Origin of the sequence: Solibacillus faecavium, from assembly GCF_014836905.1 — a bacterium.
Lineage (GTDB): Bacteria > Bacillota > Bacilli > Bacillales_A > Planococcaceae > Solibacillus > Solibacillus faecavium.
Map to the genome: position 1 here is coordinate 98,004 of NZ_JACSPZ010000001.1, position 24,942 is coordinate 122,945.

General features: G+C 36.3%; 29 protein-coding genes. 10 read left to right on the forward strand and 19 right to left on the reverse strand.

Annotated elements, in window-relative coordinates; genetic code table 11:
• Positions 1–12: 12 nt before the first annotated feature.
• The 11 genes from cmk to H9635_RS00540 form a co-directional block, all read right to left on the reverse strand.
• The gene (gene cmk, locus H9635_RS00490; RefSeq protein WP_191698184.1) at positions 13–687 is read right to left on the reverse strand and encodes a (d)CMP kinase; all 675 of its coding nucleotides are present in this window, start codon (positions 685–687) and stop codon (positions 13–15) included.
• Positions 688–841: 154 nt separating this feature from the next.
• Positions 842–1,495, reverse strand: a complete 654-nt coding sequence (locus H9635_RS00495) for a flagellar brake protein (protein ID WP_191698185.1) — start codon at positions 1,493–1,495, stop codon at positions 842–844.
• Between the two features lie 82 nt (positions 1,496–1,577).
• Complete coding sequence (locus H9635_RS00500; protein WP_191698186.1) at positions 1,578–2,861, reverse strand: PepSY1/2 domain-containing protein; 1,284 nt, start codon at positions 2,859–2,861, stop codon at positions 1,578–1,580.
• A 13-nt stretch (positions 2,862–2,874) separates the two neighbouring features.
• Positions 2,875–3,702 (reverse strand): spore cortex-lytic enzyme, encoded by an 828-nt coding sequence (sleB, locus tag H9635_RS00505; protein ID WP_191698187.1) that lies wholly within the window; start codon positions 3,700–3,702, stop codon positions 2,875–2,877.
• A 157-nt stretch (positions 3,703–3,859) separates the two neighbouring features.
• Positions 3,860–4,534, reverse strand: coding sequence for a glutamic-type intramembrane protease PrsW (gene prsW, locus H9635_RS00510; protein WP_191698188.1), 675 nt, complete (start codon positions 4,532–4,534; stop codon positions 3,860–3,862).
• 128 nt (positions 4,535–4,662) lie between these two features.
• On the reverse strand, positions 4,663–5,628 hold the full coding sequence (locus tag H9635_RS00515; protein ID WP_191698189.1) for an asparaginase: 966 nt from the start codon (positions 5,626–5,628) through the stop codon (positions 4,663–4,665).
• A gap of 12 nt (positions 5,629–5,640) precedes the next feature.
• Positions 5,641–6,609, reverse strand: a complete 969-nt coding sequence (locus H9635_RS00520) for a YpdA family putative bacillithiol disulfide reductase (RefSeq protein WP_191698190.1) — start codon at positions 6,607–6,609, stop codon at positions 5,641–5,643.
• A 54-nt stretch (positions 6,610–6,663) separates the two neighbouring features.
• A complete protein-coding gene (locus H9635_RS00525; protein ID WP_191698191.1) occupies positions 6,664–7,422 on the reverse strand; it encodes a metallophosphoesterase in 759 nt (252 codons plus the stop codon).
• Positions 7,423–7,556: 134 nt separating this feature from the next.
• Positions 7,557–8,258: a LysM peptidoglycan-binding domain-containing protein gene (locus H9635_RS00530; protein ID WP_191698192.1), complete on the reverse strand. Its 702-nt coding sequence runs from the start codon at positions 8,256–8,258 to the stop codon at positions 7,557–7,559.
• 80 nt (positions 8,259–8,338) lie between these two features.
• A complete protein-coding gene (locus H9635_RS00535; RefSeq protein WP_191698193.1) occupies positions 8,339–9,784 on the reverse strand; it encodes a RecQ family ATP-dependent DNA helicase in 1,446 nt (481 codons plus the stop codon).
• Complete coding sequence (locus tag H9635_RS00540; protein WP_191698194.1) at positions 9,781–10,821, reverse strand: helix-turn-helix domain-containing protein; 1,041 nt, start codon at positions 10,819–10,821, stop codon at positions 9,781–9,783. Before H9635_RS00540 ends, H9635_RS00535 begins: the two co-directional genes overlap by 4 nt.
• Before the next feature lie 102 nt (positions 10,822–10,923).
• Here H9635_RS00540 and H9635_RS00545 point away from each other — a divergent pair, with 102 nt between their 5' ends.
• The 6 genes from H9635_RS00545 to H9635_RS00570 all read left to right on the forward strand — a co-directional run bounded on the left by H9635_RS00545 (position 10,924) and on the right by H9635_RS00570 (position 14,022).
• Positions 10,924–11,172: a ferredoxin gene (locus tag H9635_RS00545; RefSeq protein WP_191698195.1), complete on the forward strand. Its 249-nt coding sequence runs from the start codon at positions 10,924–10,926 to the stop codon at positions 11,170–11,172.
• A 149-nt stretch (positions 11,173–11,321) separates the two neighbouring features.
• Positions 11,322–12,098, forward strand: a complete 777-nt coding sequence (locus tag H9635_RS00550; protein WP_191698196.1) for an enoyl-ACP reductase FabI — start codon at positions 11,322–11,324, stop codon at positions 12,096–12,098.
• 128 nt (positions 12,099–12,226) lie between these two features.
• Complete coding sequence (locus tag H9635_RS00555; RefSeq protein WP_191698734.1) at positions 12,227–12,466, forward strand: excalibur calcium-binding domain-containing protein; 240 nt, start codon at positions 12,227–12,229, stop codon at positions 12,464–12,466.
• 16 nt (positions 12,467–12,482) lie between these two features.
• On the forward strand, positions 12,483–13,181 hold the full coding sequence (locus H9635_RS00560; RefSeq protein WP_191698197.1) for a glycerophosphodiester phosphodiesterase: 699 nt from the start codon (positions 12,483–12,485) through the stop codon (positions 13,179–13,181).
• 227 nt (positions 13,182–13,408) lie between these two features.
• Positions 13,409–13,588, forward strand: a complete 180-nt coding sequence (locus tag H9635_RS00565) for a hypothetical protein (protein WP_191698198.1) — start codon at positions 13,409–13,411, stop codon at positions 13,586–13,588.
• Positions 13,589–13,758: 170 nt separating this feature from the next.
• A complete protein-coding gene (locus H9635_RS00570) occupies positions 13,759–14,022 on the forward strand; it encodes a hypothetical protein (RefSeq protein ID WP_191698199.1) in 264 nt (87 codons plus the stop codon).
• A 94-nt stretch (positions 14,023–14,116) separates the two neighbouring features.
• Here the strand turns inward: H9635_RS00570 and H9635_RS00575 are convergent, their stop codons facing one another.
• Both H9635_RS00575 and H9635_RS00580 read right to left on the reverse strand, forming a co-directional pair.
• Complete coding sequence (locus H9635_RS00575) at positions 14,117–14,317, reverse strand: cold-shock protein (protein WP_191698200.1); 201 nt, start codon at positions 14,315–14,317, stop codon at positions 14,117–14,119.
• Positions 14,318–14,684: 367 nt separating this feature from the next.
• Positions 14,685–15,098 carry a MarR family winged helix-turn-helix transcriptional regulator gene (locus H9635_RS00580; protein WP_191698201.1) on the reverse strand — a complete coding sequence of 138 codons (414 nt, stop codon included), beginning with the start codon at positions 15,096–15,098 and terminating at the stop codon, positions 14,685–14,687.
• Between the two features lie 168 nt (positions 15,099–15,266).
• Here H9635_RS00580 and H9635_RS00585 point away from each other — a divergent pair, with 168 nt between their 5' ends.
• Together H9635_RS00585 and H9635_RS00590 are read left to right on the forward strand one after the other, a co-directional pair.
• Positions 15,267–15,770: a CarD family transcriptional regulator gene (locus H9635_RS00585; RefSeq protein WP_191698202.1), complete on the forward strand. Its 504-nt coding sequence runs from the start codon at positions 15,267–15,269 to the stop codon at positions 15,768–15,770.
• Positions 15,771–15,988: 218 nt separating this feature from the next.
• Positions 15,989–16,498, forward strand: coding sequence for a DUF3231 family protein (locus H9635_RS00590; protein ID WP_191698203.1), 510 nt, complete (start codon positions 15,989–15,991; stop codon positions 16,496–16,498).
• 124 nt (positions 16,499–16,622) lie between these two features.
• Here H9635_RS00590 and H9635_RS00595 read toward each other — a convergent pair whose 3' ends face one another.
• From H9635_RS00595 to H9635_RS00605, 3 genes are read right to left on the reverse strand one after another with little or no spacing between them, the layout of a single operon-like run.
• Positions 16,623–17,534: an ABC transporter ATP-binding protein gene (locus H9635_RS00595; protein WP_191698204.1), complete on the reverse strand. Its 912-nt coding sequence runs from the start codon at positions 17,532–17,534 to the stop codon at positions 16,623–16,625.
• 10 nt (positions 17,535–17,544) lie between these two features.
• Positions 17,545–18,756 (reverse strand): ABC transporter permease, encoded by a 1,212-nt coding sequence (locus H9635_RS00600; RefSeq protein ID WP_191698205.1) that lies wholly within the window; start codon positions 18,754–18,756, stop codon positions 17,545–17,547.
• A gap of 12 nt (positions 18,757–18,768) precedes the next feature.
• Positions 18,769–19,884: an ABC transporter gene (locus H9635_RS00605; RefSeq protein ID WP_191698206.1), complete on the reverse strand. Its 1,116-nt coding sequence runs from the start codon at positions 19,882–19,884 to the stop codon at positions 18,769–18,771.
• A gap of 339 nt (positions 19,885–20,223) precedes the next feature.
• On the opposite strand from H9635_RS00605, the gene H9635_RS00610 reads away from it, so the two are divergent.
• Positions 20,224–20,391 (forward strand): hypothetical protein, encoded by a 168-nt coding sequence (locus tag H9635_RS00610; protein WP_191698207.1) that lies wholly within the window; start codon positions 20,224–20,226, stop codon positions 20,389–20,391.
• 92 nt (positions 20,392–20,483) lie between these two features.
• Here the strand turns inward: H9635_RS00610 and glnA are convergent, their stop codons facing one another.
• A complete protein-coding gene (glnA, locus tag H9635_RS00615; protein WP_191698208.1) occupies positions 20,484–21,842 on the reverse strand; it encodes a type I glutamate--ammonia ligase in 1,359 nt (452 codons plus the stop codon).
• Positions 21,843–21,878: 36 nt separating this feature from the next.
• Positions 21,879–22,265 (reverse strand): MerR family transcriptional regulator, encoded by a 387-nt coding sequence (locus H9635_RS00620; protein WP_191698209.1) that lies wholly within the window; start codon positions 22,263–22,265, stop codon positions 21,879–21,881.
• Positions 22,266–22,595: 330 nt separating this feature from the next.
• Between H9635_RS00620 and H9635_RS00625 the strand changes: the two genes are divergently transcribed.
• Complete coding sequence (locus H9635_RS00625; protein WP_191698210.1) at positions 22,596–23,459, forward strand: YitT family protein; 864 nt, start codon at positions 22,596–22,598, stop codon at positions 23,457–23,459.
• A gap of 63 nt (positions 23,460–23,522) precedes the next feature.
• On the opposite strand, the gene brnQ is transcribed toward H9635_RS00625, so the two are convergent.
• Positions 23,523–24,881 (reverse strand): branched-chain amino acid transport system II carrier protein, encoded by a 1,359-nt coding sequence (gene brnQ / locus H9635_RS00630; RefSeq protein ID WP_191698211.1) that lies wholly within the window; start codon positions 24,879–24,881, stop codon positions 23,523–23,525.
• Positions 24,882–24,942: the final 61 nt, after the last annotated feature.

Sequence of the window (24,942 nt, forward strand, 5' to 3'; positions counted from 1 at the left end):
TAACCATAGAAATTAGCTCATTTTTTGCTGTGCTAATTCTATAATTTCCTGTGCAGCTTCTTCAATTGTTAAATGTGTTGTATCCAAAAATAGTGCATCATCTGCTTGGATAAGTGGTGAAGCTTCACGTTCGCTGTCAAGCTTGTCCCGGAGTGCAATCTCCTGCTGCAATGTTGCAATTGTAGAAGGAATTCCGCGTCGTTCATTATCAAGGAAGCGACGACGTGCCCGTTCTTCAACAGTTGCCGACATGAATATTTTAAGTTCCGCATCTTTTAATACATGTGTTGCGATATCTCGTCCATCCATCACAACTCCACCATCCGCTGCCAACTTTTGTTGCATTGAAACTAGTATTTCGCGAATATTTGCATGTGCTGCGACTTCCGAAACATTTGCAGTTACCTCATTTGAACGGATTGCTTCAGACACATTTTGTCCATCTACAAAAACAATTTGCCCCTGCTCTGATGGCTTTAATGTAATTGTTGTATTTTGCAGCATTGTTTCTATAGACTTTGCGTCATGTAATTGTATGTTTTCATTCAATGCTTTATACGTAACAGCACGATACATTGCTCCTGTATCTATATACGTAAATTGAAGCGCTTCGGCCACTATTTTTGCAATTGTACTTTTACCTGCCCCGGCTGGACCATCAATTGCAATTTGAATTTTTTTAACCATAATTAAATCCCTACTTTCCGTAGTTATTGTATCATAACCTGAAAAATATTAACTTCATTTCAATCTAATTTTTACTTGGATATTTTTGTAGATACTTTTAATTATCTATCTAAAAAAGATCTAAAAAGTGGGTACTTTTCAGATCTTCATGTTTTTATATTTCGTTCATTTCTTTTTTTCGAATTAACACTTGACGCTCAAAGCAGAAGCGCACAATTTGTTGTTTATCAAAATCCTCAGTGTCGGCAAATTGTAATGACGCAACTTGAATTCCATCCCGCTCGAAAACTCTAACTACTTCGGAGTTTGTCTCAACGTATCGAATCTCTCCATTTGCAAACGGCAATACTATTAAAGTATTCACCATGTCACCTTCAATAAAATTCACCGGAGTTTTTAAACGTATTAAAATACCGCCAGCACTAATATCTTCAGCCACAAACTGAAATTTCTGTCCTTCATGTTCAACCGCAATATCTACAGGTGTTTCTACACGGACAAACTTTCGACGTTGTATTTTTATGAATTCATCAGAAGCAGGATGTGAGAGGATGATCATCTGAACATCCCCGCCTTTACGCCCTAAAACTTCGGTATTAAAAGAATAGGTATCCTTTGCATCCGTACTGAATGTCACTCGAAATTGTGCACCATCTATTAAAAAAGCTGTTTTCTTCGTTGCTAAATTAATCGGATAATCGATAAAAATCATATTGTTGTGTTTTTCCACTACACGACATTTGAACTTTTCTGTTCTTTCCGTATATGTTGGCTCTAATGTTAATTGTGTTCCAATCTTAAGTTCCATTTGTCTCTCTCCGTTACAAATATTATGATAATCTATTATCTCACGGGAAAGGGAATTTAGCTATATTTTTACAATTAGTTCACTAATTTAACTTTTCATTCTTAATTACTTCATGTGTTTCTGCATCAATTACAATACGGAAAGAATCGTTGGATTTATTATTTAATCTTGCAATTACTTCATAGCATTTACGTAGCTCCAGACTTTTGTTAGCTGTATAGATTTTTTTCGTTTCTTCTACAGATACTTGATCGGAAAAGAATTTTTCCCAATCGATTGGTACTTCACCTTGAGTCGGTATTTTTTCTTCCTGTATATATTCCATTGCATTGACACCTAAAATTTCAGCATTGTCTTTTGCAACTTTCACCTGGATACTATCTGGATATACAAGCGCTTCATCTTCACCATGAACTCTTGAAAATACGAAATGCCATGCCTCGTGATTTTCTCTTGATTCGGCAATTTTTACGTCAGAATAGCCGACCTTTTTCATAAATTTTTCGGCAGTACTCAAAATTTCTTCATGTGATAATGGATGTTTTTTCACCGGTCTTTCCAATAAAAACGAAAGAAGATGACCGCCATTTTCTGTTATATCAGCATAACCAATTTTCGATCCATGGATAAACTGGATATGATAAAAAGGATATGGGGCATCATCGCTACTTTTTGTGACAGTAACAAGGGCATCATCAATATTTGGGAAGAAATTTTTAAATTTCTTTATTGCCTCACTTTTTGTGATTTTCTCATCCTTTATATGTTGTAAGTCTCGCTTTTTTTCATAATCAGACTCACTGGCAGTTAAAGGAAAATCAGTTTCATTATATGTTTTTAATTGTTTCGAAACATTCATAAATGGTGATTCACTTAGATCAGTTGTATGGTTATTCGACCATTTTTTCATATCGCCATCATTTTCATAAAATGCTACTGTTGCGGTGTTCCATTCTTCTGCAAACGCATGTAAATTAGCTGCAACAGTATTCATCTTTTTTTGCCAATTTTCATAATCACCTGTTACTGCCGCTTGCTTTGCATTATCACCGATTTTCCCTAAATAGCGCATCCATTCGTTTTGAACTTCCGGCTGTATCGGCAAATTGGCTACAGACTTCCTTAAATCACTACTCATGCGCCAAATTGAATCTAATTCATTATTTAACGCTTTTTCATCTTGAAATATTAAAGATTGCTCGACTGTTGAATGTAACGTTGACAATTTTTCTGTTGCCGCTGATAAATCTCTTGTTTGAGCGGCAAAAACCGAGCGTTCAAGCTGTTTGTTTTGAGTAAATAAGTCAAACGATACAAATCCTAATATGACAACGAATAACCCTAATAAATACGCAAAGTTTCTCATGATTCACACCCTTTTATAAGCAAAATATATGTTCGCCGATTTGTTTGATTTGAGGTCTTGACCATATCCATTTACTTGTTGCTGTTACAGGATTGAAATAGTAAAGAGCGTTCTCAGACGGATCCCAGCCATTAATAGCATCGAGAACAGCCTGCTTAGCACGCTCGTTCGGAGTAAGCCAAATTTGACCATCTGCTACTGCTGTAAAAGCTAAAGGCTGGAATATAATTTCCGAAATAGTATCCGGAAATTCAGGAGATTCTAAGCGATTTAAAATTACCGCTGCTACAGCAACTTGTCCTTCATAAGGTTCACCACGTGCTTCTCCGTAAACAGCATTTGCTAGTATTTGCAAATCCTGTTCCGAATACCCTGGTGGTAATTGCATAGAATCCGTCAAATTAGCACCTGTTCCAGATCCTTTGTTCGCTCCCGATCCTGAGCCTGTGCTTGCAGTTGAGTTATTCTTTTTCACTTGGTCTTTTAAAGGCATACCTCCATAGTACGTAAACTGATTACCTGCATTAATTTGCTCATGTACAAAGGCCCTATCAAAATCAGAGTTATTTACAAGCTTTTCTTTCGTTTTTTGACCCGCGATTCCGTCTACCGGAAGTCCGTATTGTTCCTGGAAATTACGCAGAGCCCAATACGTTCCATATCCAAATTTGCCGTCAATTTTGCCATGATAAAAGCTTAAATATTGTAATCGTGCCTGTAGTTCAACCACATCATCCCCAAAAGCACCACGCTGCACTTCTTGATCTGAAAATGCAATTGTATGACTTGCAAAGCTACCTGACAAAATGAGTATGAATAATACAATCTTTTTCAATGTCATTTCCACTCCTTTTTTAGTAGGATGGAGTTAATTAAAAAGTTTATACATCCGAAAAATACATTTCGTTCATAAAATAGTGAACAATTTACTTTTAAACAAATTGCATTTTTTTACGCAACAAAAAAGGTCTGATACAAAAAATTCTGTATCAAACCTATTATGTATCCCCGCCTTGGGATAAATGATCTATTAAATGCTCATGCGCCTGTTTGACTTTGCGAAGTGCAAACGTCCAAAGGAATAACATAAACGGCAACATTGCATACATGAAGTACTCTTCCAACAATAGAATGGAGTTATATATAATGTGAAGTCCAATTGGGGCAAATAAAGCGAGCGCAATATATTTTTTCATAATTGTTTCGCTCGAAAACTTACCTTTCCCGTAATAATATCCCATAACCACGCCAAACAAAGCATGACTTGAAACTGGTAAAAGTGCCCGCATGAACGCCTGGTCAAGTCCAAACGATAACAGAAAAATCACATTTTCCACAGTAGCAAACCCTAGTGACACAGCTGCGCCATATAAAATACCATCGTAAGGATCATCAAATTCGACGTGCCGTAAAATAACAGCCAGAATGATGAGCCATTTTACCAATTCTTCAATCGAACTCGTAAAAATGACATTAATAAAAAAAGGGTTCGAAAATGTTTCCTCTTCCTTTAAAACGAATTGCAAAAATAAAACGGGGAACGTAATAATAGCGCCAAAAATGAACGCTTGAAATAATGTACGCCTTGGCTCTGTATCCATTTGATTTCTCAGATAAAAATAGCTTAAAAGGGCTAGACCCGGCGCAATTGCTGCAGATAAAACTATAAACATGTGGCCGGCTCCTTTCGATTCTCAAGTTCTAAATAGTATATCACTATTTATTTAATCACAGTTACCAGTATCCAATATTTGTATAAAAATAATTAAAACTCGGTAATTTCTAACCGAGTTTTTAGATATCATTGCATAAAAGAAGCATAATTCGTATCGCCATTTGCCAGCATTAACAGGAGTTTTAAACGGGCTTTTTTCGGATCAAAGTCGCCCCCCATAATAACACCAGTATCTTTTAGATTATTAGCGCTACTATAATAATCATATGTAGGGAATACGCGCCCTTCCTCTGTCGATGTTGTCAAAACGACCTTTGTCCCTTTTTGACAAAGCTTTTCGATTGCACCCATCATTTGAGGCGCCACCTGACCTCGTCCTGCACCTACAAGAATTATCCCTTCAATATCAGCTTCATAAAGAGCATCTAAAATAATTGAGCCAGCTCCTAAATAAGCAAAAACAATTTCTACTGTAGGATAACTTTCTTTTATTGGATACACTTCTTTATGCGTTGGCTTTTGATAGATAACAACCTCATCGTTATCAATAAAACCTAGCATACCGTAACCAATAGCACCAAACCCGTTAATACTTGATGAGTGTGTTTTCTTTACATACTTTGAATGCAGAATCTTTTCATTAAATACTACGCAAATGCCTATATTTTTTGCCTCATCACTTGATGCCACTAATAAGGAATTACGTAGATTAGAATAGACATCCGTTCCGATGTCTTCAGGAGATTTTTGTGAACCTGTCACAATAACCGGGCGTTCATCATATAATGTCAACTCTAAAAAATAGGCAGTTTCCTCTAGACTGTCTGTCCCGTGTGTCACCACAATTCCGCTTACAGATGGATCTTGAAAGACTTTTGTGATGGTTTTGTTCAAGTGATTTAAATTTTCAAATGTCATATGCATCGACGGAATTTGATATAAATCAATTAATTCAATATCGATATCATTTTCAAGCTGGCACATCGATAAAATTGCCTGTCCATCAAGCTTACCGGATTCCAGCTTATTTTTATCGTTTCGCGTACTGGCAATAGTACCGCCTGTGGTGATTAGCACTACTTTTTTCTTCAAAAAATTCACCCCTTATGTAGTTTTTTCATTTGCGATATTTTTTGCGATTAACCCTCCATGGAAGCGACCATTTTCAATAAAAATTTCATTTGCATTATTGCCTGCTGCTATCACTCCGGCAATGAACAAATTTTCGATATTCGTTTCCATCGTTTCGGGATTAAAAGCCGGTCTTCCTGTTTCATTATCAATATGAACACCCATTGCACTTATAAATCGGTGGTCCGGATGATAGCCAGTCATTGCAAAGACAATATCGTTGCCTACTGTTTCGGTAACTCCTTCTATCTCTAAAATTACTTCTTTCTCACGGATTTCCTTTACTTCTGTATTAAAGTGCATCGTAATTTCACCTTCGCGTACAAGTCCCAAAAATTCTGGAAGTACCCATGGCTTAATGCTTGGAGAATAATCATTGCCTCTATAAATGACCGTTACATGTGCCCCAGCTTTGTTAAGCTCCAGCGCAGCATCGATCGCCGAATTTTTGCCTCCAATAACGAGAACGTCTAAATCAAAAAAAGGATGGCCTTCTTTAAAATAATGATGAACTTTCGGCAAGTCCTCACCCGGAATATTCAAATAGTTTGGATGATCATAATATCCTGTAGCAATAACTACATAAGGTGTTTCATAAATATCTTTATCAGTTTGTACGATAAATAAACCGTTCGTTTTTTCTACACTTTTCACCATTTCAAAACGATTGACTTGAATTTTTTTCGCTTTCACTACTTCACGATAATAGACAAGAGCCTGATTACGCTTTGGCTTTCGTTCTTCAATAATAAATGGCACATCACCAATGGCTAATTTTTCGCTCGTACTGAAAAATGTTTGATGTGTTGGATAATTGTATATCGCATTGACGATATTTCCCTTTTCAATGACAAGTGGTGACAATCCGATATTTTGTAGTTCAATCGCTGCTGATAATCCACATGGACCTCCACCGACAATGATTGCGTCTACCTTTTGCATAGTAACAGCTCCTTAATCAAATACAATAACCTTATTATACTGCTCTTTTCTATTTTACAAAGACTTCTCTTTGAAATTTATTTCTATTAAATGACACTCGGGCTTTGCGCCGAATCGTAATGGTAAGAGGGTTGTGCCATAGCCGTTGCTTACTAGTTCATAGCGGTTTTGAACCTTTTTGAAATACCCATGCGGTTGGACACCCAATTTTCCCAGCCGAATCTGTCCTCCGTGCAAATGTCCTGCAATACTAAGTATTGGTTGAAATTTTTGATGTACTTTTTTAAATAACTCAGGGTTGTGAGCAATAAATACTGTTTGAGATTCCACGCAATAATCGATTGCACGTTGAATATTCCCTTCACCTGGACGATACGAAACTGCACTGATCGTTAAGCCATTTTCGCTAGCCAGCTTAATCGACTCATTTTCAAGTATTCTAATTTCGTGCTTCTTTAATAGTTGGCGAAGCTTATGTTCTCCAAATTCAACATCATTATTCCCCCATACAAAATAGGTTGGTCCGAGTTGCTTAACAACCCGTATATTATGAAGGAAAGTTTCTTCTGTTGTACGGCGATCTACGAAGTCTCCACCAATTATGACAGCACTTACTCTTTTATTTATTGATGTAATCATCGTTTCATCAATTTTACGAGCATGTGTATCGGAAATAAAAAACAAATGTACCTTCTCCTGTTGTTTACCTATTGTATGTACTTCATGCATACGAAGGTTATTTTCATGTGCCTGCATATACATAAAAAGCAACAATATAATACAAACACTCCCGATAATCCCAATAAAAACCATGCGCAATCCTCCAATATAAAAGCAAATACTGTTTATACAATATCCATTTTTAACGTTTTCTTAACAAACAAAAAGACGAGCACCAAAACGGATCGTCTTTTTTACATATCGATATACGAAATGTTTTACTGCTTTTATGGAACGATTACTAAAACTTGCCCAGCTGTAATACTATCAGATGATAAATTATTGGCAGCTTTTATTTTTTCAATATATGCAGGGCTACCGTTACCGTAGTACTTTAACGCAATTCGATATAAATTGTCCGATGAAGAAACGGTATGTGTTTTTTGCTCCGCTTTAGCTGCTGCTTTTTTCTTTTCCTCAAGCTCTTTTGCTTTTTCAGCTGCAACCTTTTGTGCTTCTTCGGCTTTTTTTGCCTCTGCAGCATCTTTTTCAGCTCTTGCTTTAGCCAATTTTTCTTCAGCCTTTTTGGCTTCTTCAGCAGCTAAACGTTCTTTTTCTGCCTTTTCGTCATCGACTTTGGCATTTTCAGTTGCTTGATCTTCGTCTGTGTCTTTTTTGTCCTCATCGCTGTTAATAGATGCCGGACTTTGTGGATTTTGCTTTTGAATTTCCACTAAATTTTCTTCCCCACCGCTTGCACTTTCTCTTGCAGACGTGCTCGGTTCATATATAAGCCAGACGTACCCTAAAATTGTTAGGGGAATAAATATTAAGACAACCGTTAAGATTGTCATCATTGGGTTTGATTGTTTTTTTGCACTCTTTTTTCGATGTCTGCTAACACGAGACACTTTTGAACCTGACTCGTTATGTAGGTCAATCTCTTGGCGATGCTCTTCTACCTTCTCCCGGTAATCCTCTTTTGCCATGTTCTGCACCCCTCCAACTACTAAAAATATAATTTTATTATGACGAATTTCTCCAAAAAAGTAAACGGTTCGCGAGTAGATTACAAGTTTCGTAGTAGTAATTTGTCCAAGCGTTGTTGCCAATTTGTCATTTTAACTGTTCCTTTCGATAAATCTCTCTTTTGAACAAGGTTAGATAATTCTATTCCACAATTTGTACAGCAATTTTCCTGCTGCTCTATTAAGTGCTGTCCAAAATAACGAACTACTTGTCTTCGCATACATTCTTCAAGGGAAATGAGCTTTAGAACAAGCTCCACTTCTTCAAACTTTTTCAGCTGCATATTCTGCATTCTACTTTTCACTTTTTCAGGAGATTCCCGCGCCAGCCAATAACTTAAAACACGAAATACGACTTCCGACAATTCCCCATTTGTAAGTAAGGATTCTGGCTGTTGACCTGCAGCGACGGTTTGCATAAATCGCTCAATATGCACTTCTTTCGGCAAATCTTCAGTGGCGATAAATTTAGCAAATTGTTCATCCCCATCACAATACAGCAAAAATGCGACAGCGGAATCCCCATCTCGCCCTGCCCGACCGATTTCCTGCATGTAATTGGACAAAGTAGCCGGCATTGTTTCATGAATTACCTGTCGTACATTTTCTTTATGAATCCCCATCCCAAATGCATTTGTTGCGACAATCCACTCGAGTTTCCCTGCCAAAAACTGCTGTTGGATAAATTGGCGATCCTGTGCTTCCTTTCCGGCATGATAGGCAGCAGCGGCAACATTTTGCTGAATGAGCTGCAAACTAATTGCTTCGGCTTTTGCCCTAGATTGTGTATAAATGATTCCAGGTCCCGCTGTACTTTTCACATGTTCAATAATCCATTCAATCTTTTCTTCTCTATGTGTAAACACTTTTTTTACTAAATGAATGTTTTCCCTGTTTACCGTGTGCATATATTGAAAAGGTTCATCCATCTTTAAATACGATTTTATGTCTCGGAGCACCGTGTCAGTAGCTGTTGCCGACAATGCAAGTATTGGCGGGCGGTTTGATTGTGGGAGCACTTCTCCAATACGTAAATAATCAGGACGGAAATCAAAACCCCATTGTGAAATACAGTGTGCTTCATCCGCTACAATGAGTGATAGCTCTATCTCCTGGATACGTGCTTTCACTTGAGGTTGTAGAAGCATTTCAGGAGAGATAAAAATAAAGCGATACTCCTGCAAAAAATGAAGGGCGTATTTTTTTTGTTCCATTGTTAAGAAAGAATTGAGGGCTACGACCCGTTTTTCCCCCATTTGTTTCAACTGGTCCACTTGGTCCTGCATAAGTGATAAAAGTGGCGATACAATTAAAACAGGTTTTTGAAATAAATACCCCGGCAGTTGATAACAAAGAGATTTCCCCATACCAGTCGGCAAAATGGCAACAACATCTTTACCCTTTAAAATATTTCCGATAATTTCTTCTTGCCCTGGTCGAAATGCATCATATCCAAAATATTGTTTTAAAGCGGCTTGTAAATTCATGTTGTAACAGCTCCTTTCGCCAATGTTAGTCTCAATTGAAAATAACTTAGATGCGGTAATATTTCCTTCAATGTTTTTAAACGTTTCGTTCCGTAATCTTCGACTGCCGCTAGAATTTGCTGCTGTTCTTCAATTGTTACAAATGGCTCAATTGAAAAATCCATTACGTTCATCGCCATTTCAACAATGTGATCTTCAATCGTATTGATTTTCAAACGACGGATATGGCTAATTTCCTCAATAGTTTTTCCTACTTTGTAAAGCTTTGCAGTTGCATTGGCTGAAGAAGTCAACAGTACTTCGACACGAATATTTTGCATGATCTCATGCAATAATGGATAAAGGGTTGTTTTTTGATACAGCTCATTTAGCCATGCATGTAGTCCGCTTATATAAAGAAGTTGGACATCCATTTCCTGCATTTCATAACCAAATGCCAGCTGTTGCCACGTAAAACCAGGTTCGTTATAGCCTGATAATCGGTAAATCATTAAATCTTTAATATTTTCTTCTATTGCCAGCTGGGATAGGCTTGCTGATATTTCACTATGTAAAGACTGCTGTAGCATTCGTTTTTGGTAATGATGGCGCAGTAAAAATTGACGGACCCATTGCTGTGTTTGTTCATTTCTTTCAATAGGGATAAACGTGTTTTTTTGATGTAGCTGATGCGACAGACTTTGTACAATAAGTGAGACCCGACTAAAAAATAGATGCTCATTCCCGCGATAATGCCAACTATCGAAAGAGATTGGCAACGATTGCGCAGCAAGTTGTTTTCCATGTTCTGTGATGCTATAATACCCATTCTCCTCAATTAAAATAGCATTTTTAGCAAACATTAAATCAATCTGCTCATCGAATTTTTGACGTGTCAGCTTTGGTAGCAGACCAAAAAAAGGATAGAGATTATATAGCCCTACATCATGAATCGTCTGCCCTGATCTCTTGCCTTTTAACAGATGGTAAGCAGCCGAAATTGTTCTTTCTTGCTGGAATGTATATAATATTTTCAAAAGAATTTGTTGGATTAGCATATCAAATCCCTCATTTTCGTAGTATTAGGTTGAAAAGTGCTGAAAACACATTTAGAATAAATAAGAGCTTTATGGAAACGAACGGATAAAGGAGAGGTAACAATGCCAAAATATACAATCGTAGATAAAGATACATGTATCGCTTGTGGCGCTTGTGGCGCTGCTGCACCAGATATTTATGACTATGATGATGAAGGTATCGCTTTCGTTATTTTAGATGATAACATGGGTACAGCTGAAGTTCCAGAGGATCTACTAGAAGACATGCAAGATGCATTTGAAGGCTGCCCAACAGATTCTATTAAAGTAGCTGAAGAAACGTTTGATGGCGATTCTTTAAAATTTGAATAATACGTAAGCAAACGAAGTGATTCTTTAATTTTTATTAAAGAATCACTTTTTATTTTTCTTTTTTTCATATTGCGCATCATTATTAGAGATGTTATAGTTATTATTAGTAGCAGGTACTAATAATAACTAACTATTTTAGGGGTGTCGTTATGGATTTATTGGAGTTAAAAGGCAAGAATATAGTTGTAATGGGTGTAGCCAATGAAAGAAGTATCGCCTGGGGTATCGCGAAAAAGCTTTTTGAAGTAGGCGCAAATGTTATTTTTACATATCGCAAAGAACGTTCTAAAGGGAAAATCGAAAAACTTTTAACAGGTTATGCGGAGCACCAAACAGCTGTTTTTGAATGTGATGTTAATAGTGATGAGAGCATCGAAAAGGCCTTTACTCAAATTGGGGAACAATATAAAGTCATTCATGGAATCGTTCATTCAGTGGCATTCGCACACGCAGAAGATCTGCACAATCGTTTTGTTGAAACTACGCGTGAAGGATATGCTTTTGCACAGGATACGAGTGCATACTCTTTAATCGCTGTAACAAAAGCAGCCAAGCCTTACATGACGGATGGCGGATCTGTTGTGACGATGACTTATTTAGGTGCTGAGCGAGTTCTTGATGGCTATAATGTAATGGGTGTAGCAAAAGCAGCACTTGAAGCTTCTATGCGTTACTTAGCAGCAGATGTTGGTGCAGATAATATCCGTGTAAATGCCATTTCAGCAGGCGCCATTCGTACATTAGCAGCAAAAGGTGTACCAAGCTTCAATCAAATTTTACACAAAATCGAAGAAACAGCTCCGTTAAAACGCAACACGAACCAAGAGGAAGTTGCTGATATGACAATCGTTATGTTAAGCAAGTTATCTCGTGGCGTGACAGGCGAAACGATTTATATCGATAGCGGTTATCATATTATGGGTTAGTCATAAGCGAATTCACAGCCTCCCTTGTGAATTCGCTTATTTATTTGGTAAAATGTAGAAAAATGATTTTTTAGGAGGATTTTTCTGTGAAAAAATATATTTCAGTAGTTTTACTAAGTGCTTCCGTTATGGTGGCCCTACCGTTTAACACAATTGAAGCCGAAGCAAACACGAAAAGCAAAGTAAAATTAGTCGAATACAAAAACTGTTCAGAGCTTAATGCCGTTTATAAAGGTGGCGTTGCTAAAGCGGCAAATATCAAGAATAAAGGTGGCAAAACGAAATATCAGCCTTTCACCTCTGCTGAATTATATAAATTAAACATCAAAAGCGACCGAGATAAAGATGGCATTGCCTGTGAAAAATAGGAAAGTGGGTAAATAGATGAATATAGTTGCTCATCGAGGATATAGTGAAAATTATCCTGAAAATACACTCATTGCATTTCAGGAAGCGGCAAAGTTAGATGTTTGGGGTGTGGAGTTTGATGTTCATTTAACGAAAGACAATCAATTAGTTGTGATTCATGATGAGAAAATCAATCGCACGTCCAATGGCAAAGGTTTTGTAAAAGATATGACATTGCAGGAACTTCGTACTTTTGATTTTGGTGCTTCGTTTGCTCCTGAATTTGCAGGCCAAACAATCCCTACCCTTACTGAAGTGTTAAATGTATTCAAGCCTACACATCACATTATTAATATCGAGATAAAATCAGATATTTTTGAATATCCAGGTATTGAGGCACTTATCGCAAACGAAATTCATGCTTTTGATTTAGAAAAGCGTGTAATCATCTCTTCATTCAACCATGAAAGCATTGCACGTTTTCAGCAAATTATGCCTAACGTCAAAACCGCGCTGCTATTTGCTTCGCTCGTAGTAAATCTGGAGGAATATGTGAAGAATTTTAACAGTGAAGCCATTCATATCCCCTACTACTATGGCATGCGATCAATTATACAGCGAGCTATTAAAAACGGTGTTATTGTAAGAGCCTACACAGTCAACGATCACAAAATAGCCCGTCAGATGGAGACTCTGGGGGTTGAGGCAGTGTTCTCCGATGTAGTGAAAATATAAAATAACGAAAAGTCTGCTTCAAATGATGTGTTTTGAAGCAGACTTTTCATTTGTAATATTTTGATTATTTTTAGAAAAACGCTTTCAAAGAGCTAATATTAGTTAAGTTCATTTTATCGTCAAATTATTAACAAATCCTCGCATTTTTCAACCATTTCCTTTGAGGTCAGACGTCTATTTGCTGTATATTTAGAGTAACAACTAACACCGATTCGGAGATGAAATATATGAATACAGAAATTTTAACATTTGTTGAAAAGATGGAAGCAGCCGTATTGAACGATTTAGTCACTACAGACACTTCTGATTTATATGAAATTGCAGTTGAAATGATTGCTGAGCACAAAGAGGCTTACTTAAATATTTGTCAGGCATATGAAGTAGTTAAGCACAACCTACTTGGATAAACACGAACTAACAAAGTCATTCACTTAGCGGTTCCCCTCCGCAACATAAAAAACGCCCATTTTGCAACATTGAAATGGGCGTTTTTTATATGCGGGTAGTTTTCCTTACCGTAAATCATTCATACACTATAAATAAAAGAAAGAGGTGATATTAAATTAAATCAATTTTAGTGATTGTTAATATTATTTTAAGCGGTATTGTGGCATTAATTATTGCTTGGTTTTTTGCAGACGGGGCATTGGGTGATGGTAATTCTTTTACACCGGAATTTTTTCTTATCTTACCGATCTGGTTTATTGGGGTACTATTGAGATTAAAAATGACATCCAATGGGAAATTGGAAAATACCTCTTACTTCCATCTACTTTTTAATAATCTTTTACTGTGGGTAACAATACCGATTGGCTATTTCTGCTCACTTCTTTTTGTTTAAAATAGGAAGCCACCTACATGGTGAAAATTTATTAGAGACGAAAAAAGAGGTCTCCTACTGAAAGGAAACCTCTTCTATGGTTACATCATTAAAATTAAAGTTTTACGATGTTTGTAGCTTGTGGGCCACGTTGACCGTCTTCAACTGAAAATTCAACTTTTTGACCTTCTTCAAGTGATTTGAAACCTTCACCTTGAATAGCTGAGAAATGTGCGAATACGTCAGAACCGCCTTCAACTTCGATAAAGCCGAAACCTTTTTCTGCGTTAAACCATTTTACTGTACCTTGTGTCATAATAAATGACCTCCATTTAATTAAATTTAATAAGATCGCAATTTTCCCAAAAGAAAAAAATTCACATATTACAAAAAGCACAAAATAAAACACTAATACTCTTTGTAATAGGTGAATTTATTATTGTCTTGTAACCAATCTCATTACACTGAGTATACAATAAAAAAACTCATCTGTCTATTACAAAGTTTAAATTCACTTCCCTTTAATAATTTATTTTAATACTTTATTACGGCATACCGTAATTCTGGCCCATAAGCTCAAATATAATTAAGTTGTGCTTTCTTTATTAAATAAAATTAAAAAAGTCGCATATCTCACCTTTTCAGGGAGATACACGACTTCTTATAATAAACGATGTAGATAGCTAATTTTTTACGAGTGGCTTTTTAAGCATCTCCAACAGCATTTCATATTCCTTGTCCCCTATTGTTTCCCTTACCATCTTTTCTATTTCTAACTCCATTTTTTTACTCCTATTAATAATATCTATTCCTTCTACCGTTAAATGGGAGACTTTTTGAACTTTCGATTCTTTTTTTAATTCGGTAGTTATCAATCCCTTATCTTGAAGAGAAATTATGAATTTATGAACCCCCTGCTTAGAAATATCCAACTGTTTCACTAACTCAGGAACTGTTACATATCCTTCATATATATTTTTAAGGACAAACCATTCCGAGCTTGTTAAACGTAGTTCATTGTTTTCATTCCACATTATTTCTGCCCGCTGACGTAACTGTTTATGTTGTCTATATAATAATTCTATAAAATCAATCATTCAAATACCCTTCTTTCTATCTACCAATTAATTAAATATCATGAAGCATCATACTAAAGGAAAAAAATTAATTCAAGTTGACAACTCTGAACGCTTAAGTCAACTAAGTTGACTTAAGTGTTTATATGCTATAAGATTAAAATTATAATTATCTTTGGAGGCGTATGTATGTATAAAATTGGTGATTTAACGTTTTATAAATCGCATGGTATTTGTCGGATCGATGGCATTACGGAACAAAATTTCACAGGAGAAACTATGCTTTACTATGTTATGCAATCAAAAATCAAACCTGGCGTAACTTTATATCACCCTGTAGAAAGCAGTAACTCACAACTTGAGAAACTTTTAAATCATAGCGAAGCAATGGAAATTATGAATTGTTTTTCGAGTGAACCTACCGAATGGAATGACCGTAATACGAATCGTCAAAGAAACCACGCAATCATTTTAAATACGAGTAATCATCTTGAAGCTGCCCAACTAATGAACACGCTCCTACGTAAAGATATTGAATTACAAAAAAACGAAAAGAAAATAACTTCCCAAGATTCTCAAATTTTACAGCAAATTTCAACAATTATTTTGGATGTATTGGAAATTGCTTTAAAACAGCCAAAAGATAAAATCGAGAAGGAAATATACAAAAGAGTTCACGGAGTGCCAGCTTAAATAAAGTTGGTTTTTACATATTGTAAAATAAATTAGTTTAAAAATAATTATTTATGTACGCCAGCTCCCGCCTATGTGAGCTGGCTTTTTCTTTCTAATGAATTTGATATATCTTCTTTGGCACTTCATTTCTTTAATTACATATGAATTGAATTTCTTTTATTGTCTCATACTAACGTTGTTATGAAATTCACCTAATTTTGAAAGGAAGTGTTATTGTGGGTATATTTACCGGCAATCCAAAAGATGAACCTTTACATTATGGAGAGGTTTTCAGCATTTGGACAAGTTTAGCTACAGGTTACGGAATGATTGCGGGATATCAAACTTTCTATAATCACGCAGGTGACCAAGATCTGAAAAAAATTATTGAGGATTTTATTCAATGCGCTAGAGATGAAGTGAAGCAATTGGAAAAAATACTTAAAACAAATGGTGTTGCCCTTCCACCAGCTCCACCAGAACGTCCTGAAGCACGAATCGAAAATATTCCACCTGGCGCAAGATTTAACGATCCGGAAATTAGTGCAGCCTTATCAATGGATGCCGCTGCCGGTTTAGTAAGCTGCAGTCAAGTAATGGGTATGGCGATGAGAGAAGATATTGGCTTACTGTTTGCTCAATTCCATACAGCTAAAGCACAACTTGGAGCTAAGCTATTACGCCTAAATAAAGAAAAAGGCTGGCTAGTCCTTCCACCATTACATGTACACCATCCCCTTCATTAATAAAATGACCAATATACTACAGAAGTATGTTCGAATTAAATAGCAGAGTAATGGATTTCCGTTAAATACCTATTTTATTTCGAAAAAAAGCCTTCGTCGTATTGAAATGACGAAGGCTTTTACTTTATACAACTTCGTGATAATAAAGTGCGTATAAATCATTTAATGTCACTTTACCAAATGCAAAGTCCATTACATTATTCTCAACTAAAAAAGCAGTTAAATCACTTAATAGTTGCTGTTCCGAACTTGGAAGATGCAGTAAAGTCATTTCCGTAACCAATGTTTGATGCTTTATTAATGGATACTTTGTTTTCAGCAGCGCTTTAACAGACTCATCCATATTTTTCACACGGATCGTTTTAATTTTTGCCTGACTAAACCCTTCAATAATTTCATTCGTATTGACGAGCTTACCTTCATTAAATAAGAAAATCCTGTCCGCATACTTTTCCAGGTTATCTAATAAATGAGAAGCAATAATAATCATTTTTCCCTCGGCTTTTTTCTTCAATAAAATCTTTGAAATAATTTCCACGTTGTTTGGATCTAGGCCGTTCATTACTTCATCCATCATCATAATGTCTGTATTTGCAACAATTTGCATGGCAAAGCATAGCCTCTGACGCATTCCAAGTGAGTAAGTCCCTGTTTTTTTATTCACATAATGCCCCATATTCAATGCTTCTATTGTTTCATCAATTAGATTTGGATCCGACTTCCACATCGCAGCATACATTTTCAAATGTGTCCGTCCGCTTAAATGGTTGTACAAGTCGCTTTGGTCCGGCATCATGGACACAAACTGATGAATTTTCACTTCGTTTGATTTGCTTGAATAGCTTAAATTACCGTTAAATAGTACTTTTCCTTTTGTTGGCTGCAAATAGTTCATAATGACATTCATTAGCGTCGATTTCCCTGTTCCGTTTGGTGCAACAAGGCCGATCATTTCTCCTTGATTAAACTTTATCTCAATGTCATTTAACACTGTACGTGTTCCAAATTGCACCGTTATGTTTTGAATATCAATCATGTTACCCCTCCTATTTAATCAATCTAAAGCGCTTCGATAGTGAAATAAGCAATGTTAATACAATGATAATCGCTGCACTCGCTAATAGTAATTTCAAGCCGAGCATGTCGTGTAATCCTTCACTTGTAAAATAGAAATTTTGATATTTCGATACAATATTCCCAACCTGGACATAAGATATTGGAAAATATTCGACATTCCAGAAATAGCCGACACCACGACTTGCGTAAAAGCGATCACCAAAAATAAGTAATCCTCCCACCAACAAATTAAACATTTCTTGGCGGAATATAATACTGCATAATAGTACTGCTGAAACAATTACTACCATCCAAGTTGCTAATAATAAGAAGCAGCGGAATAAAAATATTCCCATAGACATATGGACAAATTTACCTTGCTCATTTGCAATCAATTCATAGCCATAAACAGGAACTGGTAAATCAAGGTTCCCAAAGCCAAATTGGAAGCCAACAATCATCAGACCAACGATAATCGGAATCCATAGAAACACACTGCCTATTAATCCAACAAATACCTTAACCAATAGCCGCTTCCAGTCTGCAATTGGAAAACCCTTTAAAACAGATGGATGACGACGATCCTTCGTTACGATATCAATTGTCAGTAATAGCGTGGCAATTAATAGAATGTATGGTAAAGGTCCCTTCAATAAGCGTTCTAAGGTTTGAAGTGCCGTTCGTTGTTCTAAAATTTCAATCGTTAAATCGTACCATACACGTTTATATGTATCATAACGCTGAAATTGTTCAAAGTAGGCATAGTAAGCTTCCTCTTCAGCAAATCGTCTGTCTTCCATATAATAGCGTGGGTTGTATGCAAGTAATTCGTTACGATAAGTATAGACATTGGTGTAATAGTACCAATCACTCGTTTCATCTGCATAATTACGTAAGTCCCCTTCATCAAGAGCTTGTAGACGTCGCTCATCATAAGGATTCAGGAAACCAAACATACTGACAGCGTGTCCAACAGATTCATGATAACCATATAAACTTTTACCAAACATCGAATCTAAAAACTCCGCACGAGTTAAATACCTCGCCTCAATTTCATCATAGTCTACCTTTTCTATCGGGTCATAAGCCGGCGCAAGTTTAAACGCATAAAAGAGAGCAGCAAATGTCAGTAAAGCGAACACTGCAATATTTTTCTTGCTCGTAAAAAATTGCTTCAATTCAAAAACAAAATATCCCCGCATATCTGTCCCCCCTTACGCTCGATTTATTTTTCCAGTTGAGAAGAAGCGCTGTATAATAACCAGCATCAATACAATACAAATGACCATAAGGATAAGTCCTTGATTCATCGTAATTGTTGTTGACTTTTCTAAATCAACCGGAACACCAGCTAAAATTTCATTAAAGCTCATAAAATTGAACGGATTATATGGAAACAGACTAATAAGCGATGGGAATAATATCGGTAAAAAGAACAAAATAAAATGTACAAATAAAGTTAAATACATATTTTTAAGGAGTACATTCAAAATAATCGACAGTAACATGACAAAAATTGATATAACAATCATGTACAGTACTGCTCGTCCAATATAGGAAATACTTGAAACAAGTGTCGGTTCACCTAAAAACACACGAACAGGTTCCGTAATATCTCCAAAGCCATTTCTCAAACTTACCAACGAACATATAAAGATGAGTGCAATAAACGCGAGCACATAACCAAATGCAATGACACATTTCGACAGAATGTACTGATCAAAACGCACTGGATAACCTTTCACTAAACTTGTATGTTCAAAATCATCCAACAAAATTGAGCTCGTGTAAAAGCTAATAAAAATATACCACCCAAAACCAGCAATACTGAAAAAATAAAGTAGGAACGGTATGTATTGTGATAAATCACTGATTGTTTGTTTCTCGGAATCTACCATCTGTTTAAAATACATATAGTTCAATGTATTCTCTAGCTTAGTAGGCAATAAATCCGCCACTTTATCATAGTCCTCCAGATCAAATGCCTCTTTTCGAAGCTCTGCTGTAGTCATTGAAGCCTCATAATACAACGGATAATTATCCATTGTTAATGCCGCTATTTGTAAGGCAATCGACCTGTTTTGCTTCGTCAAATTTTTAAAAAGATCACTACCATCCCCATCTTCAGAAGCATCCTTTACCTGAAACTTTGACAGTGCTGCGCGACCATTATAAAAATCACTCTTCTTTTCATCTAGCTGCTGTCCAACCTCCTGTGCCTTAATGAAAAACATCATTCCAAACACGACAACTACAACAGCTAATAGCGCCACCAAGTTTTTACGATTCGTACGTTCAATCAACAACCCAACTTTTAACGCTCGTAGCATGAATGCAACACCAACCTTTATATTTCATTTTCTGGAAAATTAAGTATCTTATATTAGAATAGTCTAATTATTCGGTATTTACAACACCGAAACTCCCAAACCCTAAGTAAAATGCCCCTTAATAGCTAGACAAAACTAACAAGTAAGAGGCATTTTTTCGGTCAAACAAGCATATAAGTTATAAATTACCAGTAATTGTATGCCCTTATTTGAAATAGCGCTATTTTTATGAGTTTGTACCTATCCCTACAATTTGGGCATTAAAACTTTATAAAAATGCTTTTAGACTTTAATTTTTTTGGGAACAACAATAATAGAAACATTAAAGGAGTTTTTTAAATGAACATTTCAAAAATTTTAGGTACTAAATACGCTAATTTAGAAACAGCCAAAGTATTTGTTAAGCCTGGGCAAGTAATCGTTACATATGATGAAAAAACATTTTATATTGTAAAAAAAGACGTGTATAATCAAGTTCTCTCTCAGTTAGATTACTGTGCATCTTAATACTTGAGAGACATTATTACCTATCCTTAATAACTTATTATGGTCTTTAAACAGAAAAAAGCGTTGGAGCCGACAGCCCCAACGCTTTCTTCTTAGTACATCTTCAAATATTGGTCGCGTTCCCACTGGTGTACAGATGTGCGGAACATATCGAACTCTACTTCTTTCGCCTCTTTGAAATTAGCGTAAATATGCTCGCCTAAAGCGTTAATAATTACTTCATCTTTAGCTAAAGTTGCTAATGCTGCATCTAAAGAACCTGGTAAGCTATCAATGCCGTTTGCTGCACGCTCCTCTGCATTCATTACATATATGTTGCGGTCTACTGGTGCTGGTGGCTCGATTTCATTTTTCACACCATCTAAACCTGCTGCTAAAATTACTGCCATTGCTAAGTATGGGTTTGCTGATGGATCTACTGAGCGTAGTTCAATACGAGTTGATAGACCACGAGATTCCGGAATACGTACTAATGGTGAACGGTTTTTCGGTGACCATGCCACATAACAAGGTGCTTCATATCCAGGAACTAAGCGTTTGTATGAGTTTACTGTTGGATTAGTTACTGCTGTGAAACCTTGAACATGCTTTAATACACCCGCTAAGAAATGTTTAGCTGTTTTTGATAACTGTAGGTCTGCCCCTTCATCCCAGAATGCGTTTTTGTCGCCTTGGAATAACGATAAGTTGAAGTGCATCCCTGAACCGTTCACACCAAATAATGGTTTTGGCATAAATGTTGCATGTAAACCATGTTTACGTGCAATTGTTTTTACGACTAATTTGAACGTTTGGATGTTATCACATGCTTCGATTGCGTTAGCATATTTAAAGTCGATTTCGTGCTGACCAGGAGCTACCTCATGGTGAGAAGCTTCAACTTCAAAGCCCATTTCTTCAAGCTCAAGCACAATATCACGGCGGCAGTTTTCACCTAAGTCAGTTGGCGCTAAGTCGAAATAACCACCGTCATCATTAAGCTCTAATGTTGGATTGCCTTTTTCATCTAATTTAAATAAGAAGAATTCTGGTTCTGGTCCTAAGTTAAAGCCTGTGAAACCAAGCTCTTCCATTTCTTTTAACATACGTTTTAAGTTTGAACGGGGATCTCCCTCAAAAGGTGAGCCATCTGGTCTTGCGATGTCGCAAATCAAACGGGCTACTTTACCTTTTTCAGCCGTCCAAGGGAAAATCATGAATGTATCTAAATCAGGACGTAAATACATGTCAGATTCTTCTATGCGAACGAATCCTTCAATTGAAGATCCATCAAACATCATTTTATTATCTAAAGCTTTATCTAATTGACTTACTGGAATTTCAACATTTTTAATTGTACCTAAAATATCCGTAAATTGTAGACGGATGAATTTCACGTTTTTGTCAGCCACAATTTTTTTGATACTCTCTTTAGTTGCTTTGCCCGCTTTATTAATAACTGTATTTGTCATCATTCAACACTCCCCAAATTATGTTTTTATCTTTTTTTAGAATTGAAAGAAACGCGATAAGTCACCTTGTCGTAGCGAAGTTTTTTGCATACGCTGAGCTTGTTGCATTTCTTCACGAAGTATTGCCCTAAGTTCTGTATCGGACATTCGTACAATGTCAGTATTCGTAACATAGTCCTTCGTCCGCATGGCAAATACCTTTTTTATACCTGCCATATTAATACCCTGGTCAAGTAACTCTCTTATCTCTAATAGGGCATCAATATCATCTAAAGAAAACATTCTCCTATTCCCTTCTGATCTGGCAGGGACGATTAGTTCATGTTCTTCATAGTAACGGATTTGTCTTGCCGTTAAGTCGGTTAGTTGCATAACCATGCTAATCGGTAATAACGGCATCGCTCTTCGAAATTCTCGACTCATCCTATCGCCTCCCTTTCTTGATTTAACTTTAAATCAATGTAAGGTACTTTGTCAATTCAATGTTATAAAAACTAACATACAAATATTAGAACGTTTTAATCGCATAATTCGAACGATTTTAGCGTCTTTATATACATGGCATGTTAGATTTATAAAAAATAAGGAATTTTAGTTCAGAATGTTCGCTACAGGATATTTTTGAAATTAATCACACCACTATTTACATAATTTACTCCTTTTTTAATTAAACTTATTGTTATTGTTAACTTCAAACGTCATGTTGGTTTCATTGTTGTATAATACTAATCATGAGGATCGAGGAGGAAGTTTATGTCAAAGTCTAAACCAAATATTGCAAAGTCCATCGGGCAAAAAATTATAGTTATTTTAGGTGGTTTTATCGCCGCTTACGGATTGGAAGCCGTTTTAATTCCAAATAATGTATCGGATGGCGGGATTACCGGAATTAGTATCGTCATCTCACAAACAACCCCATTAACATTGGGGATGCTAATTGCATTACTCAATATCCCTTTTATTTATCTTGGGTATAAACAAATTGGGAAAAGTTTTGCGATCAATTCAGTTATCGGTATCGCCTCGTTGGCAATCGGGACTTCCCTTATGCATCATGTTCCAACAATAATAGAAGGTGATGCACTATTAATTACCGTTGTCGGTGGTATTATTTTAGGTATTGGTATGGGTCTAGCACTTCGTAATGGTGGTGCATTGGATGGAATTGATATGCTAGCTGTACTGCTATCAAGAAAGCTGCCATTCGGAACAAGCGATTTAATTTTATTTTTGAACTTCTTCGTATTTATCATCGTTTCATTTGTGTTCGGTTTTAAAGGAGCATTATTATCTGCAATCGCATACTACATTGCATCAAAAGTAATTATTATTGTTGAAGAAGGATTAAGCGGTTCGAAAACTTATAAAATTATTACAAGCGAGCCAAACGAAATGGTCGAAACGATTCGCGATCGTTTAGGCCGAAGCGCTACTTTCAATACAGTGTATGGTGCATACTCAAACCAGGAGTTTAGAGAAATCACTTGTGTCATTAACCGTATGGAAGAAAGTAAAATAAAGGCCATCATTCGTGAGGTCGATCCTAAAGCTTTCGTTACTGTTTATGAAGTAGTCGAAGTAAGTGGCGGGACATTCCAAAAGCGAAACATCCATTAATAAAAATAAGTAAAAGGATGAATTAAAAGCATATGCTTTCAATTCATCCTTTTTTGATTCATGTTATTGATTACCTACAGCATTACTTTTGTCGGTACCCGGAATGCATAAACCAATCACTACCCCAATAACTGCAGGTACGATCCATCCCAGCCCTATCGAATAGAACGGCAAATAATGTGCATAAATTTCAGAAACTGTTGTAAAAGCACTCATTTCAAATGCTGGGACATTATTGATCAATGCATTATAGCCATCGATAACACTAATAAAGAATGTAAATAAAATAGCTGTCGCAAAAACTGATTGTTTATAACCAAACAACGGTCCGAAAAGCGCTAAAATAATTAAGACAATTGCCAAAGGATATAAGAACATTAACACCGGTACTGCATATGTAATAATATTCGTTAATCCGACATTTGCTATAACAAACGATACAATACATAGCAATACAACAAATGCTTTATAGCTCACTTTTGGAAATACTTCATGGAAAAATTCGCTACACGACGTAATCAGCCCAATACTTGTTTTGAGACAGGCAAGTACAATAATAATAGCCAATAAAATCGCACCGTACGAGCCAAAGTAATAATCTGCTACAGCCGCAAAAATTTGACCGCCATTCTCATAAGTTCCTATCGCTGTTACACTCGATGCCCCCATATAAGTAATGAGACCGTATATTAGCATCATAAGAGCCATTGCAAAAACACCTGATTTCCAAGTCGCTTTTGCAATTTCCTTTTTATCAGTAATACCCGTACGCTTGATGGCATGTATCACAACAATACCGAATGCTAGTGAAGCAAGTGCATCCATCGTATTGTAACCTTCTTTAAACCCTGTCATAAACGCCTCATTTATATACGCCCCAGCAGGCTCGACAAAATTGCCCATCGGCGAAAATAAACTAATTCCGATTAATACAAACAGAAAAACTAAAAATGCCGGCGTTAAATATTTGCCGATAATATCCATAATTTTCGCTGGATTTAATGAAAAGTAAAATACGATAGCAAAAAATACAAAACTAAACACTGCAAGCCATAATGTAATTTGTGATGGATCGATGAAAGGTTCGAAACCAACTACAAAAGGCACCGTAGCAGTACGAGGAATGGCAAAAAACGGTCCAATCGTTAAATACAATGCCAACGCAAATAGCAAACCAAATACCGGGTGTACTTTACTTGCTAAATCACGCAATCCATTGCTTCCAGATAAACCAATTGCAAGAATACCTAAAAACGGCAGCCCTATTGCCGTTACTAAAAAACCAATTAATGCAAGCCAATAATTCGTACCTGCTAATTGTCCCATTTGAATCGGGAAGATTAAATTTCCTGCACCAAAAAACATACCAAACAGCATTGTGCCAATAACTGCGTATGTTGAAAATGGTATTTTTTTCTCCATCGTCATCTCTCCTAAAGAAGTCATATCATGTTGGTCTTTTGACGAAATAGCCCGATTTTTC